At 44.1% G+C, this 15,588-nt stretch carries 16 protein-coding genes and 1 other annotated feature; all 16 genes read right to left on the bottom strand.

Annotation, left to right across the window (positions count from 1 at the left end; genetic code table 11):
* Nucleotides 1-38: 38 nt before the first annotated feature.
* The 16 genes from rpsG to FQV30_RS17760 all read right to left on the bottom strand — a co-directional run bounded on the left by rpsG (nt 39) and on the right by FQV30_RS17760 (nt 15,588).
* Nucleotides 39-509: a 30S ribosomal protein S7 gene (gene rpsG / locus FQV30_RS17685; protein WP_052654184.1), complete on the bottom strand. Its 471-nt coding sequence runs from the start codon at nt 507-509 to the stop codon at nt 39-41.
* 45 nt (nt 510-554) lie between these two features.
* Nucleotides 555-974: a 30S ribosomal protein S12 gene (rpsL, locus tag FQV30_RS17690; RefSeq protein WP_146501437.1), complete on the bottom strand. Its 420-nt coding sequence runs from the start codon at nt 972-974 to the stop codon at nt 555-557.
* A gap of 361 nt (nt 975-1,335) precedes the next feature.
* Nucleotides 1,336-4,941 carry a DNA-directed RNA polymerase subunit beta' gene (gene rpoC / locus FQV30_RS17695; RefSeq protein ID WP_146501438.1) on the bottom strand — a complete coding sequence of 1,202 codons (3,606 nt, stop codon included), beginning with the start codon at nt 4,939-4,941 and terminating at the stop codon, nt 1,336-1,338.
* 107 nt (nt 4,942-5,048) lie between these two features.
* The gene (gene rpoB / locus FQV30_RS17700; RefSeq protein WP_146501439.1) at nt 5,049-8,603 is read right to left on the bottom strand and encodes a DNA-directed RNA polymerase subunit beta; all 3,555 of its coding nucleotides are present in this window, start codon (nt 8,601-8,603) and stop codon (nt 5,049-5,051) included.
* A gap of 215 nt (nt 8,604-8,818) precedes the next feature.
* Entirely contained in the window at nt 8,819-9,421 is a 603-nt protein-coding gene (locus FQV30_RS17705) for a class I SAM-dependent methyltransferase (RefSeq protein WP_146501440.1), read from the bottom strand.
* 113 nt (nt 9,422-9,534) lie between these two features.
* Nucleotides 9,535-9,894, bottom strand: a complete 360-nt coding sequence (gene rplL / locus FQV30_RS17710) for a 50S ribosomal protein L7/L12 (RefSeq protein ID WP_146494279.1) — start codon at nt 9,892-9,894, stop codon at nt 9,535-9,537.
* A 60-nt stretch (nt 9,895-9,954) separates the two neighbouring features.
* Nucleotides 9,955-10,455, bottom strand: coding sequence for a 50S ribosomal protein L10 (rplJ, locus tag FQV30_RS17715; protein ID WP_146501441.1), 501 nt, complete (start codon nt 10,453-10,455; stop codon nt 9,955-9,957).
* 38 nt (nt 10,456-10,493) lie between these two features.
* Nucleotides 10,494-10,643: a sequence feature (ribosomal protein L10 leader region), on the bottom strand.
* 42 nt (nt 10,644-10,685) lie between these two features.
* Nucleotides 10,686-11,384 (bottom strand): 50S ribosomal protein L1, encoded by a 699-nt coding sequence (gene rplA, locus FQV30_RS17720; protein ID WP_146501442.1) that lies wholly within the window; start codon nt 11,382-11,384, stop codon nt 10,686-10,688.
* A gap of 109 nt (nt 11,385-11,493) precedes the next feature.
* Nucleotides 11,494-11,919, bottom strand: coding sequence for a 50S ribosomal protein L11 (rplK, locus tag FQV30_RS17725; protein ID WP_052654209.1), 426 nt, complete (start codon nt 11,917-11,919; stop codon nt 11,494-11,496).
* Between the two features lie 164 nt (nt 11,920-12,083).
* Nucleotides 12,084-12,617: a transcription termination/antitermination protein NusG gene (gene nusG / locus FQV30_RS17730; RefSeq protein ID WP_106534490.1), complete on the bottom strand. Its 534-nt coding sequence runs from the start codon at nt 12,615-12,617 to the stop codon at nt 12,084-12,086.
* Nucleotides 12,618-12,715: 98 nt separating this feature from the next.
* Complete coding sequence (secE, locus tag FQV30_RS17735) at nt 12,716-12,901, bottom strand: preprotein translocase subunit SecE (protein WP_146501443.1); 186 nt, start codon at nt 12,899-12,901, stop codon at nt 12,716-12,718.
* 59 nt (nt 12,902-12,960) lie between these two features.
* Entirely contained in the window at nt 12,961-13,116 is a 156-nt protein-coding gene (gene rpmG / locus FQV30_RS17740; RefSeq protein ID WP_370512414.1) for a 50S ribosomal protein L33, read from the bottom strand.
* Between the two features lie 61 nt (nt 13,117-13,177).
* The gene (gene sigH / locus FQV30_RS17745; protein ID WP_146501445.1) at nt 13,178-13,828 is read right to left on the bottom strand and encodes an RNA polymerase sporulation sigma factor SigH; all 651 of its coding nucleotides are present in this window, start codon (nt 13,826-13,828) and stop codon (nt 13,178-13,180) included.
* Nucleotides 13,829-13,898: 70 nt separating this feature from the next.
* Nucleotides 13,899-14,408: an NYN domain-containing protein gene (locus FQV30_RS17750; protein ID WP_146501446.1), complete on the bottom strand. Its 510-nt coding sequence runs from the start codon at nt 14,406-14,408 to the stop codon at nt 13,899-13,901.
* Between the two features lie 11 nt (nt 14,409-14,419).
* Entirely contained in the window at nt 14,420-15,172 is a 753-nt protein-coding gene (gene rlmB / locus FQV30_RS17755) for a 23S rRNA (guanosine(2251)-2'-O)-methyltransferase RlmB (RefSeq protein WP_146501447.1), read from the bottom strand.
* Entirely contained in the window at nt 15,169-15,588 is a 420-nt protein-coding gene (locus FQV30_RS17760; RefSeq protein WP_146501448.1) for a Mini-ribonuclease 3, read from the bottom strand. The genes rlmB and FQV30_RS17760 overlap by 4 nt, the downstream gene beginning before the upstream one ends.

The following is a 15,588-nucleotide window of genomic DNA, read 5'->3' on the forward strand; positions in this document are numbered from 1 at the left end:
TTCCGTCTCGGATTAAGATTTTAACATCTTGAAAGAAATTACCAGCGATAGTGAGCAAATGCTTTGTTTGCTTCCGCCATTTTGTGAATATCTTCACGTTTTTTCACTGCTGCTCCAGTGTTGTTTGCAGCATCAAGAATTTCATTAGCCAAACGCTCTTCCATTGTTTTTTCTCCACGCAGGCGTGAATAGTTCACAAGGTAGCGAAGGCCTAGAGTCGTACGGCGTTCTGGACGAACTTCAACCGGCACTTGATAGTTAGCTCCACCAACACGGCGAGCGCGAACTTCAAGAACTGGCATTACGTTAGCCAAAGCTTGTTCGTATACTTCGATTGGATCTTTTCCGCTGCGTTCTTTAACTAGTTCAAACGCTCCGTACAAAATCTTTTGTGAAGTACCTCTTTTTCCGTCGACCATCATTTTGTTAATTAAGCGTGTCACCAATTTGGAATTATAAATCGGATCTGGCAACACGTCACGTTTAGCTACAGGACCTTTACGAGGCATGTATGTTCCTCCTTTCAACGAAATCACTTCGTTATTTGAATATGATTATTTTTTTTCTTTTGGACGTTTTGTTCCGTATTTAGAACGTCCTTGCATACGGCCGTTTACTCCAGCAGTATCAAGTGCTCCACGTACGATATGGTAACGTACACCCGGTAAATCTTTTACGCGTCCGCCGCGAAGAAGAATTACACTGTGCTCTTGAAGGTTGTGGCCTTCTCCAGGGATGTAAGCATTAACCTCAATTTGGTTTGTCAAACGTACACGCGCATATTTACGCAATGCAGAGTTTGGCTTTTTCGGTGTCATCGTACCAACACGTGTACAAACTCCACGTTTTTGAGGCGAGTTAGCGTTAGTCTGAGACTTTTTGAAGCTATTGTAACCTCTGTTCAACGCAGGTGAGTTTGATTTCGTGCTTTTTGGTTTACGAGGCTTGTTAACTAATTGATTAATTGTAGGCATCGATTTTTTCCTCCTCTCAAAAGGTGTTCTAATACCACATATCCAGGTGGTTCATTTTTTGGGTAAAAACAAAGTCTTTGTGCTTTTTACACAAAAACTGATATCCAGTACTCGCTAAAACGGTTGTTCTGGAACAGTGTTCCTCACAATGCCGGTTTCAAAACGTTTACTGTCGTTTGTACCGATGATCGTTTTACTTATCTGTACTACTTTAATAGACAATTTAAGATCTTAATTTGAGCAGCAACAGACCGTTAAACATCAACCCTCAATATGTTATCATTCTCTGCTGGCAGTGTCAACTGATTCTTGAAAAATCCCGGAAAGTTATATTAAACTTTCCGGAATCAACAAGACTTTTTTATGATTCTGTGCTAACTGTTTCTGCTTCTTCGTGCAATTCATCTTTTGCAATTTTAATCTGACGGTAACGCTGCATCCCCGTTCCGGCTGGAACAAGTTTACCAATGATAACATTCTCTTTCAAACCTAACAGTTCATCACGTTTTCCTTTGATAGCTGCATCAGTTAAGACACGAGTCGTTTCCTGGAAGGATGCTGCCGACAAGAAAGATTCTGTTTCAAGTGAAGCTTTTGTAATCCCGAGAATAACAGGACGGCTTGTTGCAGGCAAGTTGCCTTCTAAGACCGCTTTTACGTTCGCTTCCGTGAATTGGTGGATGTCCAGAAGTGAACCTGGAAGCAAATCAGTGTCGCCGGCTTCGATTACGCGGACTTTACGGAACATTTGACGAACCATAACCTCAACGTGCTTGTCGCCGATTTCAACGCCCTGCATACGGTAAACTTTCTGAACTTCTTTCAATAGATACACTTGAACAGATTGTACATCTTTAACTTGAAGCAATTGCTTCGGATCAATCGATCCATCGGTCAATACTTCACCGCGGCGGATTGTATCGTCAAGCTGCACTTTCAAACGTGCATTGTAAGGAGCCAGATATTTACGGGTTTCAACGTCTCCTTGAATCGTAATTTCCTTTAGGCCTTCTCTGATTTCATCAATTTCGGTGATAGTACCGTTGATTTCAGAAATAACAGCTTGCCCTTTCGGATTACGTGATTCAAAGATCTCTTGGATACGCGGAAGACCTTGGGTAATATCGTCACCCGCAACTCCACCTGTGTGGAATGTACGCATTGTAAGCTGGGTTCCTGGCTCACCGATTGATTGAGCTGCAATAATTCCAACTGCTTCACCCACTTCAACTTCGTCGCCAGTTGCCAAGTTTGTACCGTAGCACTTCTTACATACGCCGTGTTTTGTGTTACATGTAAACGCCGAACGGATAGTCACTTCTTTGATTCCTGCTTCAACAATCAAACGAGCCAAGTCGTGAGTAATCAATTCGTCTTTAGCTACAATAACCTCTTTTGTTTCTGGATGGCGGACCGTTTTCTTCGCATGGCGGCCAATGATACGCTCGTCAAGCTCTTCGATAACTTCCGTTCCTTCCATCAACGCTCCAACCAACAAACCACGGTCAGTGCCACAGTCATTTTCGCGGACAATTGCATCTTGTGCAACGTCTACTAGACGACGAGTCAAGTAACCTGAGTCTGCTGTTTTCAATGCCGTATCGGCAAGACCTTTACGCGCACCGTGAGTCGAGATGAAGTATTCGAGTACCGTCAGACCTTCACGGAATGAAGATTTGATCGGCAGTTCAATGATTCGTCCAGCCGGGTTGGCCATGAGTCCGCGCATACCAGCAAGCTGTGTAAAGTTGGACGCGTTACCACGGGCACCGGAGTCACTCATCATATAAATCGGGTTTGTCTTATCTAAAGAAGCCATCAGTTTTTCCTGAATAACGTCTTTAGCGCTGCTCCAGTAAGAAATGACACGTGAATAACGTTCTTCTTCAGTGATCAAACCACGACGGAATTGCTTCATTACTTTATCAACATTTGCTTGTGCCTCGATTAGAATTTCGCCTTTATCTGGAAGTACGACGATATCAGCTACCCCAACCGTGATACCAGCTTGAGTTGAATATTTAAACCCAAGGCTCTTCATGCGGTCAAGCATTCTTGAAGTTTCCGTAATGTGGAAACGAGTGAATACTTCAGCGATGATTTCCCCAAGAATTTTCTTTTTAAATGGCGTCACTAGTTCAGCTTCTTTGAAATGACGGCGGACATCTGTCGTTGTCGGAACAAAGTACTTCGCTGGTGTTTCCACTTGTAAGTTGTAATTTGTCGGTTCATTGATATAAGGGAACGACTTTGGCAGAATTTCATTGAAAATGACTTTACCGACTGTTGTCAGCAAAAGCATTTTGTTTTGTTCTTCTGTGAATGTCGGGTTGTTGACTGATCCCGCTAAGATGGCTATACGTGTATGAAGATGCACGTGGCCTGTTTGGTAAGCGATCATTACTTCTTCCGGTCCGGTGAAAGTAGCGCCTTCCCCAGTAGCACCTTGACGCTCAAGCGTTAAGTAATAGTTTCCTAGAACCATATCCTGAGATGGCGTTACAACAGGTTTTCCGTCTTTCGGATTCAAAATGTTCTGAGCTGCAAGCATCAAAAGCCGGGCTTCTGCTTGTGCTTCAGATGAAAGTGGTACGTGAACAGCCATTTGGTCACCATCAAAATCGGCATTGTATGCAGTACATACAAGCGGATGAAGACGGATTGCTTTACCTTCAACAAGTGTCGGTTCAAATGCCTGGATACCAAGTCTGTGAAGTGTTGGTGCTCGGTTCAATAGAACCGGATGCTCCTTGATAACATCTTCAAGTACATCCCACACTTCAGAATGCAGACGTTCGATCTTGCGTTTCGCGCTCTTAATGTTATGGGCAAGTCCGCGCTCTACAAGCTCTTTCATAACGAAAGGCTTGAACAGTTCAATCGCCATTCCTTTCGGCAAACCACACTGATACATTTTCAAGTTCGGTCCAACAACGATAACTGAACGGCCTGAGTAGTCAACACGTTTACCAAGAAGGTTTTGACGGAAACGTCCTTGTTTACCTTTTAACATATGAGAAAGAGATTTCAATGGACGGTTACCCGGTCCTGTTACCGGACGGCCACGACGGCCATTGTCAATCAGCGCATCTACCGCTTCTTGAAGCATGCGTTTCTCGTTTTGAACGATGATGCTAGGAGCACCAAGATCCAATAATCGTTTCAAACGGTTATTCCGGTTGATTACGCGGCGGTAAAGATCATTCAAATCAGAAGTCGCAAAGCGGCCGCCGTCTAATTGAACCATCGGACGAAGTTCCGGCGGAATGACAGGAAGAACATCCAGAATCATCCAATCAGGATTGTTTCCTGAGTTACGGAAAGATTCAACAACTTCAAGACGTTTGATCGCCCGAGTGCGGCGTTGGCCTTGAGCCGTTTTCAATTCTTCTTTCAGCGAATCAGTCTCGCGTTCAAGATCGATTTCTTGCAGAAGGCGTTTAATCGCTTCCGCTCCCATTGCCGCTTGGAATTTCTTCCCAAACTTATCGCGGTATGCACGGTATTCTTTTTCGGAAAGAAGCTGTTTCTTTTCAAGCGGTGTATCGGCAGGATCGATTACTACGTAAGAAGCAAAATAGATAACTTCCTCAAGTGAGCGCGGGGACATATCCAAGATAAGGCCCATACGGCTCGGAATTCCTTTGAAATACCAGATATGTGAAACAGGAGCTGCTAGTTCGATGTGGCCCATACGTTCACGTCTTACTTTTGAACGTGTTACTTCAACGCCACAGCGATCACAGACTACACCTTTATAACGAACGCGTTTGTATTTTCCGCAATGGCATTCCCAGTCTTTGGTAGGACCGAAAATACGTTCACAGAACAACCCGTCTTTTTCAGGTTTTAATGTACGGTAGTTAATTGTTTCTGGCTTTTTGACTTCTCCATAAGACCATGAGCGAATTTTATCGGGTGACGCTAATCCGATTTTCATATACTCAAAATTGTTAACATCTATCAAGGAGCCTACCTCCCTTTTGTCTCGAGTTTCTGCGCGGCTCTTCCTCGTTTATGACCAAGCAAATGGAAGCCGAACGGCTGTTCATAGCCGTCCGATTCCAAAGTTTATCAATCAATTGTTCCAACAGGCGCTTCTTTATCTGCAATTGGCAAGATGTTCAATGAATCAGCTGGCTGAAGGTCATCTTCTTCGTCCAAATCACGCAATTCAATTTCTTCATCATCAATTGTCAGCATTTTAACGTCCATACCTAAACTTTGAAGTTCTTTGATCAATACTTTGAATGATTCTGGAACACTTGGTTCTGGTACGCTTTCGCCTTTGACAATAGCTTCATATGTTTTAACACGACCAACTACATCATCCGACTTGACCGTTAAGATTTCTTGAAGGGTATGGGCAGCACCATAAGCTTCGAGTGCCCATACTTCCATTTCACCAAAACGCTGTCCGCCGAATTGGGCTTTACCGCCAAGAGGCTGTTGGGTAACAAGAGAGTAAGGACCAGTTGAACGGGCGTGCAGCTTATCGTCAACCATGTGCGCAAGTTTGATCATGTACATGATCCCTACAGAGACACGGTTGTCGAACGCTTCACCGGAACGGCCGTCATAAAGAACGGTTTTCCCGTCGCGCGACATTCCTGCTTCTTCCATTGTTCCCCAAACATCTTCTTCATTGGCACCGTCAAATACTGAAGATGCCATATGAATTCCAAGTGAACGGGAAGCCATACCTAAATGCAGCTCCAACACTTGCCCGATGTTCATCCGTGAAGGTACACCAAGCGGGTTAAGCATGATGTCGACAGGAGTTCCATCTGGCATAAACGGCATATCTTCTTCTGGAAGAATGCGCGAAATAACACCTTTGTTACCATGGCGGCCGGCCATTTTATCGCCGACTGAAATTTTACGTTTTTGAACGATATAAGCACGGACCAGCTGGTTAACACCTGGTGGCAGCTCATCGCCGTCTTCGCGGTTGAAAATCTTCACATCAAGTACAATACCGCCGGCGCCGTGAGGCACACGCAGCGAAGTATCACGCACTTCACGCGCTTTTTCTCCAAAGATTGCATGCAGCAAGCGTTCTTCAGCTGTCAACTCTGTAACTCCCTTAGGAGTAACTTTACCAACTAGAATATCGCCATCTTTAACTTCCGCTCCGACACGGATAATTCCACGGTCATCTAAATTACGAAGCGCATCTTCCCCTACGTTCGGAATATCGCGAGTAATTTCTTCAGGCCCTAGTTTTGTATCGCGTGAATCGGATTCGTATTCTTCAATATGGACAGATGTGTAAACATCATCTTTAACAAGGCGTTCGCTCATGATGATCGCATCTTCATAGTTAAAGCCATCCCATGTCATGAAGGCTACTAGCACGTTACGCCCTAATGCCATTTCGCCGCGCTCCATTGAAGGACCATCCGCCAGGATATCGCGTTTTGACACACGGTCGCCCACTTTGACAATCGGGCGCTGGTTATAGCTGGTTCCTTGGTTAGAACGGACAAATTTTTGCAGTTTGTATGTGGTTACGTCGCCTTTCACTTCTTGGCCGTCGATTTCTTCAATGCGGCGAACCTTGATTTCTTTGGCTTCTACAGATTCCACAATACCTTCGTATTTAGCGATTACCGCTGCTCCTGAGTCGCGTGCTGCAAGATGCTCCATACCTGTACCTACGAAAGGCGCTTCAGGATTCAACAACGGAACAGCTTGACGCTGCATGTTCGCTCCCATCAATGCCCGGTTGGAGTCATCGTTTTCAAGGAACGGGATACATGCTGTTGCTACAGAAACAACTTGCTTTGGAGAAACGTCCATATAGTCGACGCTGCTGCGTTTATAGACGGTGTTTTCACCACGGAAACGAGCAACAACTTCTTCTTCAACAAATGAACCATCTGGGTTCAATCTTGAATTGGCCTGCGCCACTACATAGTTGTCTTCTTCGTCAGCTGTCAAATAATCGATGTGTTCAGTTACAATGCCGGTTTCAGGATCCACACGTCGATACGGCGTTTCAATAAAACCGAATTTATTTACTTTGGCAAATGTTGAAAGTGTATTGATCAAACCGATGTTCGGGCCCTCAGGCGTTTCAATCGGACACATACGGCCATAGTGGGAGTAGTGAACGTCACGCACTTCAAACCCTGCGCGTTCACGTGTCAAACCACCGGGTCCAAGCGCCGATAGACGGCGTTTGTGTGTCAGTTCAGCTAATGGGTTTGTTTGGTCCATAAACTGGGAAAGCTGAGAACTGCCGAAGAACTCTTTGATTGATGCAATAACTGGACGGATATTAATCAATTGCTGTGGCACGATTGCTTGTGTGTCGTTGATCGACATACGCTCACGCACTACACGTTCCATACGGGATAAACCGATGCGGAACTGGTTTTGCAATAGCTCCCCTACTGAACGAAGGCGACGGTTACCAAGGTGATCGATATCATCTGTGTTTCCAACACCATAAAGTAGGTTAAAGAAGTAACTAATAGAAGAAATAATATCTGCTGTAGTTACGTGTTTGATGGCGTCTTCCACGTAAGCGTTGCTGATAACGGTAATTTCTTTCTGGCTTTCATCGTTTGGAGCAAAGATTTTAACCGATTGAAGTGTAACGTCTCCTTCAAGAACACCGTTTACCGGATTCACTGTATGGAAACCGACGCCACTCTCCAAGTTAGGAATCAAGCGATCCAAAACTCGGCGGTCGATCAATGTTCCAGCTTCCACCAAAATTTCGCCTGTTTCAGGATCAACCAATGTTTCAGCAATGGTCTGGTTGAAAAGACGGTTTTTAATGTGAAGCTTTTTGTTCATTTTATAGCGGCCCACATTTGCTAAATCATAGCGTTTCGGGTCGAAGAAACGTGAGTAAAGTAAGCTTTTTGCACTTTCAACCGTTGGTGGTTCACCAGGGCGCAAGCGTTCGTAGATTTCCAGAAGCGCTTTTTCAGTGCTTTCTGTGTTGTCTTTTTCCAGCGTGTTCTGAAGGAATTCGTTGTCGCCAAGCAAATCAATGATTTCTTGGTCGGAACCAAATCCAAGAGCTCTTAAAAGAACAGTCACAGGCAATTTACGGGTGCGGTCGATTCGGACATACACAACGTCTTTTGCATCTGTTTCGTATTCAAGCCATGCACCGCGGTTTGGAATAACCGTGGCTCCAAAGCCTTTTTTACCATTTTTATCTGTTTTGTCATGGAAATAAACACTTGGCGAACGTACCAATTGAGAAACGATAACGCGCTCTGCACCATTGATCACAAAAGTTCCGGTTTCTGTCATTAACGGGAAATCCCCCATAAAGACATCTTGTTCCTTCACTTCGTCCGTTTCTTTGTTGTGAAGACGCACCTTTACACGAAGCGGAGCCGCGTAAGTTACATCTCGTTCCTTAGATTCATCGACTGGATATTTTGGTTCTGCGAGACTGTAATCAACAAACTCGAGCGACAGATTCCCTGTGAAATCTTCAATCGGTGAGATGTCCCGGAACATTTCGCGCAATCCTTCTTCAAGGAACCACTCATAAGACGATGACTGAATTTCAATCAAGTTCGGAAGATCCAGTACTTCACTGATTCTCGAAAAACTTCTGCGTTGACGATGCTGACCGTACTGAACTAGTTGACCTGCCAACTTATTCACCCCTCAATAAAACGATTATAGGTCTTTGCGATTTCCACTAAATAGTGTATGATATCGAAAAGACAAAAAGAAAACGAGACTAATTTTAGCTCATTTTCGGTTACCACGTGATTTGTTCTGTCGCCATGCCATGCCCGAAAAAGGGCAAACGACCTCAAAATAATAAATTTTGCATTTTATTATGATATCACAGGCGTTTTGTCAAGTCAAACTTTTCTTGCTTCAAAAATAAAGTAGCCCTTTTTCTTATCTGCTACCTGTACTTCCCCAAAAAGTTCTTCCAACTTCTCCTGCGTCGAAGGAGCTCCCTGCTTTTTTTGGATAACCACCCAAAGAGATCCACCAGCTGCCAATTTACCGAAAGCTTCTTCATAAAAACGAAAAATCGTTTCTTTTCCTGCACGAATCGGAGGATTTGTTAAGATAGCCGAAAAATCCGCCTCTTCCACCGAAGCAAGTCCATCACTTTCGTAAATCTTCACATTTTGGATTCCATTTTTTTCTGAATTTTTTCTGGCCAACTCGATTGCACGCGTGTTGACATCTACCATATGAACTTCTTTTTGAGGATACGCTTTGGCGATTGCCATTCCGATCGGTCCATATCCACACCCAACATCCAACACTGGTCCATCTACTTCCGAATCTTGAAACGCTTCAATCAATAGACGCGAACCAAAATCCACTTCACCTTTGCTAAAAACGCCTGCGTCTGTATGGAAATGGAATTTCTCGCCTCGCAATGTATATGTCCATTCTCGAGGATTGCTTTTTGTTTGAGGATTTTTGGAATAGTAATGTTGCGACATATGAGGTCCCCCTTACATTAATCCATTTCTAACCATAACTTTAAATTTAAAAAGAAGAAAAGCCCGTCGGTATGCACTGACGAGCTTTTCTATCTTTTTATGGATTCTTGAAATTACTTAACTTCTACTGAAGCGCCAACTTCTTCAAGTTTGCCTTTGATTTCTTCTGCTTCTTCTTTAGAAACGCCTTCTTTAAGCGCTTTAGGAGCTTCGTCAACTAGACCTTTAGCTTCTTTCAAGCCAAGACCAGTGATTTCGCGTACTACTTTGATTACTTTGATTTTTTGGTCGCCTGCAGAAGCAAGGACAACGTCAAACTCAGTTTTTTCTTCTTCAGCAGCACCGCCAGCAGCAGCTGCAGCAACAGGAGCTGCAGCAGTTACGCCGAACTCGTCTTCGATTGCTTTTACTAGGTCGTTAAGTTGAAGAACTGTCATTTCTTTGATTGCGTCTAAGATTTGTTCTTGTGTCATTATAATTTCCTCCTATATATTAGGTGATTTTTTTGTGTAGCTTCTTAACCGGCTAACTTATTAAGCGCCTTGTTCTTCTTTGCTGTCTGCAACTGCTTTTGTAATAGCGGCAAAGTTGCGGACTGGTGCTTGAAGTACGCTGAGTAGCATAGATAGTAGGCCTTCGCGTGATGGAAGTTCCGCCAACGCTTTAACCTCGTCTGCTGATGCAATCGTGCCTTCAATAACACCTGCTTTGATCTCAAGTGCTTCGTTCTTTTTAGCGAAATCGTTGATGATTTTCGCTGGTGCTACTACATCTTCGTTTGAAAATGCAATGGCGTTTGGACCTACAAAGTGTTCGTTGATCGCTTCAAGTCCGTGCATTTCTGTTGCGCGGCGAGTCATTGAGTTTTTGTAGACTTTAAACTCAATTCCTGCTTCACGAAGCTGTTTGCGAAGTTCTGTAAGTTGGGCAACATTCAATCCGCGATAATCAACAACTACAACCGAAGCTGCAGCACCGAATTTATCAGCGATTGTTTGTACGACAACTTTTTTCGTTTCAACTGCTTTGCTCATTTTGGCACCTCCTGTAGATTTTTTCACTTATACCGGTTTCACACATAAGAAAAGCCTCTGGTCTTTTAACAGACACAGAGGCATAAAGTCAGCATCAAAAAGATGTGTACTGAATTCATCATGTCCTCGGCAGGGATAAATTAAGCGGCTGGCGCCCCTGCTGTCTGCGGTACAAATGGATATTTCACAACTTCGCTATTATAGCAAAGGAGAAATAGTATGTCAATAGATTATTTAGCGATTACAGTATTAGTGTCTACTTTAACAGCAGGCCCCATTGTAGTTGTAACATTCAACGACTTCATGTAAGTACCTTTAGCAGCCGATGGCTTCGCTTTTTGCACTACGTCGAAGATTGCCGCTAAGTTCTCAGCTAGTTTGCTGTCATCGAAAGAAACTTTTCCGATTGGAGCATGGATGATACCAGTTTTGTCTGCACGGTATTCCACTTTACCAGCTTTGATTTCTTGAACAGCTTTTGTTACGTCAAAAGTAACTGTGCCTGTTTTAGGGTTTGGCATTAAGCCTTTTGGTCCTAAAACGCGTCCAAGTTTACCAACTTCACCCATCATATCAGGAGTTGCTACGATCACGTCGAAGTCAAACCATCCTTGTTGGATTTTTTGGATATATTCAGCATCGCCAACATAGTCAGCGCCTGCAGCTTCAGCTTCTTTAAGTTTTTCGCCTTTAGCGAAAACCAATACGCTTTGAGTTTTACCAGTACCGTTCGGAAGCACAACTGCTCCACGGATTTGCTGGTCGTTCTTACGCGTATCAATTCCAAGACGGAAAGCTACTTCTACTGTTGCGTCAAAGTTAACTGTGCTAGTTTTTTTCGCAAGTTCGATCGCTTCTGTTGCATTGTAAAGTTTTGAACGGTCGATAAGTTTTGCTGCTTCTTGCAGCTTTTTGCTTGTTTTAGCCATTTTAAACGTCCTCCTTGTTGTGGTCTAACGGTGTAAGCCTCCCACGATTAAGGGCTGCGTTGTTCACTATCGAACTCAACGCAACCCATCCAAAAACAACTACTAATAATTAGTCTTCGATTGTAATGCCCATGCTGCGAGCAGTACCTTCAACCATCAACATTGCAGCTTCAACTGAAGCGGCATTTAGATCTGGCATTTTAGTTTCTGCGATTTCGCGAACTTGATCGCGTTTCACAGTCGCTACTTTATTGCGGTTCGGTTCGCCTGAACCTGACTCGATACCAGCCGCTTTTTTCAAAAGAACAGCAGCGGGTGGAGTTTTCGTAATGAAAGTAAATGAACGGTCTTCAAATACTGAAATCTCAACTGGAATGATAAGTCCTGCTTGTTCTGCAGTACGCGCGTTGAATTCTTTACAGAAGCCCATGATGTTAACACCTGCTTGACCCAATGCTGGACCAACCGGTGGCGCTGGATTTGCTTTTGCTGCAGGGATCTGCAATTTTACAACTTTAATAACTTTTTTAGCCACGAAACACACCTCCTTAAGTCCGTGATGTGGTAATAGGGTTTCCCCTCCCACTCAATATCCGTCTATCAACCTTGTTGATAGAATTAGTTAAAATGTACAGATGGTACTCTGACAGTCTGACCTATGAAATAATAACACTGATGAAACAGAATAGCAAGTAATTTTTACACCTTTTGAACTTGCTCGAAATCCAGTTCCATTTTTGTTTCCCGTCCGAAGATATCGATCGATACTTTAACCTTGCCTTTTGTCTCATCAATTTCCTCTACCTTGCCTTGGAAGTTGGCAAACGGCCCTTCCATCACTTCAACCGTATCGCTGACCGCAAAGTCAATATCAAGTTTGCGCCCTGCCATACCCATTTGTTTCAAGATGAACTCTACTTCTTCATCCAAAAGCGGAGTCGGTTTTGCTCCACCGCCTGATGAGCCGATAAAGCCAGTAACCCCAGGTGTATTCCGGACCACATACCAAGATTCATCCGTCATGATCAATTCGACCAATACGTATCCCGGGAAAGTTTTGCGCATTACTGTGCGCTTCTTGCCATCTTTGAAATCTGTTTCTTGTTCTTCTGGAATGATGACGCGAAAGATCTTATCTTGCATGCCCATTGTTTCAACACGCTTTTCCAAGTTCGCCTTTACTTTGTTTTCATATCCAGAGTAAGTATGAACTACATACCAATTTTTCTCCATAATTGCGCGGACTAGACGTCCATCCCTCCTTTTTTCCCAAATTAAAAAACCCGTTCGAATAGAATGACGGGCTATTTTTATTCGTTATTCTTGTTGGCTTAAAGTGCTAAGAACCAGCGGATCAATTCTGAAATGCCTGCATCGACTGCAGCAAAGAAAAGAGCCATGAAGATACATGTTGACAGAACAACGACGGTGTAGCGTGTCAGCTCTTTACGTTTTGGCCAGCTGACTTTTCTCATTTCTGAAAGAACATTATTGAAGAACCCACCAATGTTACCCATTATTTAAAAAACCTCCGAATTTCAAAATCACTCTATATCGTCCGGCATTCAAGTAAAATTCATATCGTTTGTTTATGCACGGTATGCTCATTGCAACGAGCACAGAATTTTTTGAGTTCCAAACGGGTGCTAGGCTCTGCTTTCGCTGGAACCGTATAATTGCGTGATGCACACTTCGAGCAGCTTAAAACGATTTTTTTAGCCATTTCCCTCATCCTATTCGAGTTTGCAGCTTTTCCAAGCGTATCACCTTAAAACTAACCTGTCAACCGCACCTCAAGAGGTGCCGGTCTCGTTCGTTTGCAGGTGGCGCTCCAACTTTCGCTTTACCCGCTGCAATGCATTATCGATTGATTTGACATGCCGGCCCAATTTCTCTGAAATCTCTTGATAAGATTGGCCATCCAAATAAAAAGTCAATACCTCGCGCTCGAAATCACTGAGTACTTCTCCCATTTTTTCTTCCATAAAGAGAAACTCTTCGTTGTTGATCATCAATTCTTCCGGGTCGTCTATCGTGTTTCCGGTCAGCACATCCATTAATGTACGGTCGGATTCTTCATCGTAAATAGGTTTGTCCAGCGATACGTAAGAATTCAAAGGGATATGTTTTTGTCTTGTCGCAGTTTTGATCGCCGTGATAATCTGCCGAATGATGCATAATTCGGCAAATGCACGAAACGAAGACAATTTATCACTCCGAAAATCACGGATCGCTTTGTACAGGCCGATCATGCCTTCTTGTATAATATCTTCTTTGTCGGCACCGATTAAGAAATAAGAGCGGGCTTTCATGCGTACAAAGTGCCGAAACTTCGTGATTAAATAATCCAAGGCCTCAGTATTTCCGCTGTGGACTAAACTAACAAGTTCTTCATCTGTCATATCGGTAAAGCGTTGGGGTTGAACTTGCTCATGATTTCCCACGGGTATCCCTCCGGTTGCGCGAGCCTCTTAAACATCAGTATACAGGAAGAAAATTTTGAGCGTCAACCGTTCATTTCTGTCCGCGCCTCCATTTTTCGAAAATTTCTTCAACTTCACCGGACAGCGGAATTTTGGATGACGCCCGTTGTTCTTGAATTTCTTTCACTCTTTTTGTTATTTTCTTTTGGATTTCTTCCATTTCGATTTCTAACTCACGCGCGGAAATACGCAATGCGCCCTTGGCAAAAATCACCGATTGTTCCGTTGAATCGGAAGTCGCGACATGGATTTGGTCGCGCCGCGTTTTCAAGCTCGACGCAAGTTTTTCAATCCGCTCATCCGCTGTTTCACTTTCTCGCGTGAAAATGATTTCAACGTCATGATGCTTGTTTTTTGCTTCGATTCCAGGGACAAGATGTGCGTCGAATACCACGATAACGCGCCATCCTTTAAAGCTTCGATACTCGGCCATCTGTTCAATTAAACGGTCTCTGGCATCCGCTAATTTGCCCTTTTTTAATTCTTTCAGCTCCATCCAATCACCAATGATATTGTATCCATCAACCAGCAGAATGTTCATGGCCTTTACCCCTATCCGAGCGGATGGCGCTTTCTGTAAACTTCATACATTAAGAGGCTTGCAGCTACCGATGCATTCAGCGATGTCACATGCCCAACCATTGGCAACTGGTAAAGGAAATCGCATTTATCACGCAAAACCCGGCTCATCCCCTTGCCTTCGCTGCCAATAATGACGGCGAGCGGCAATGCGGCGTCCATTTGTCGGTAGTCCGCTGACTCTTTTGCATCCGTTCCGGCAATCCAAACGCCCCGTTTTTTCAATTCGTCTACCGTTTGCGATAGATTTGTAACACGCACTACCGGAATATGCTCAATAGCACCAGTCGAAGCTTTTGCGACTACCGCTGTCAAGCCGACAGCCCGCCGTTTCGGAATGATCAGCCCGTGGACGCCGACTGCATCGGCTGTCCGCATGATCGATCCAAGGTTATGGGGATCTTCTAGTTCATCCAAGATCAAAAAGAACGGATCTTCCGAACGGGAAGCGGCCGCATCGAACAAATCATCAAGACTTGCATAGTTATAAGCCGCAACCGCTGCAGCGATGCCTTGATGGTTCGAATCAGTCAACCCATCAATTTTCTTCTTTGGTACAAATTGAACCAAAACTCCTTTATCTTTTGCCAACTGCAGCAATTCCGTGATGCCTTTTTTCTGTACGCCTTCAGCAACCCAGATCTTGTTGATATCACGATCTGCCCGAAGCGCTTCAAGCACTGGATTCTTGCCGCCAATTATCTCTGATGTTGTTTCTTCGCTCATTTGATCACTCCTCTCAGCTCTTCCACGATAGCAATCGAATAAGAAACGATTTCGTGGAGCCTCTCCTGCTGCTCTTTCAAGTAAAGCCAGCCTAACACCGCTTCAAACGCCGTACTGAAATTATACGTTTGAACGTCAGTATTTTTAGGCACACTGCCCGATTTGGCGTTGCGTCCTCTTCTCATGACCGCCAATTCCGCTTCTGTTAGAAATTCCTCTTCCGTCAACCGCTTCAGCACCATCGCTTGCGCTTTTGCTGACACGAATGTAGTGGACTGGCGATGCAGCATATTGGGTTTGACATGTCCCGAGCGCAATAAATGCTCGCGTACAGCTTGTTCAAAAACCGCATCTCCCATATAAGCGAGGGCCAGTGCATTCAACTGGTCAACGTCCCTGTTTCGTAAAACGTTCAC

Origin of the sequence: Planomicrobium sp. CPCC 101110 (assembly GCF_007859395.1) — a bacterium.
Classification (GTDB): domain Bacteria; phylum Bacillota; class Bacilli; order Bacillales_A; family Planococcaceae; genus Planococcus.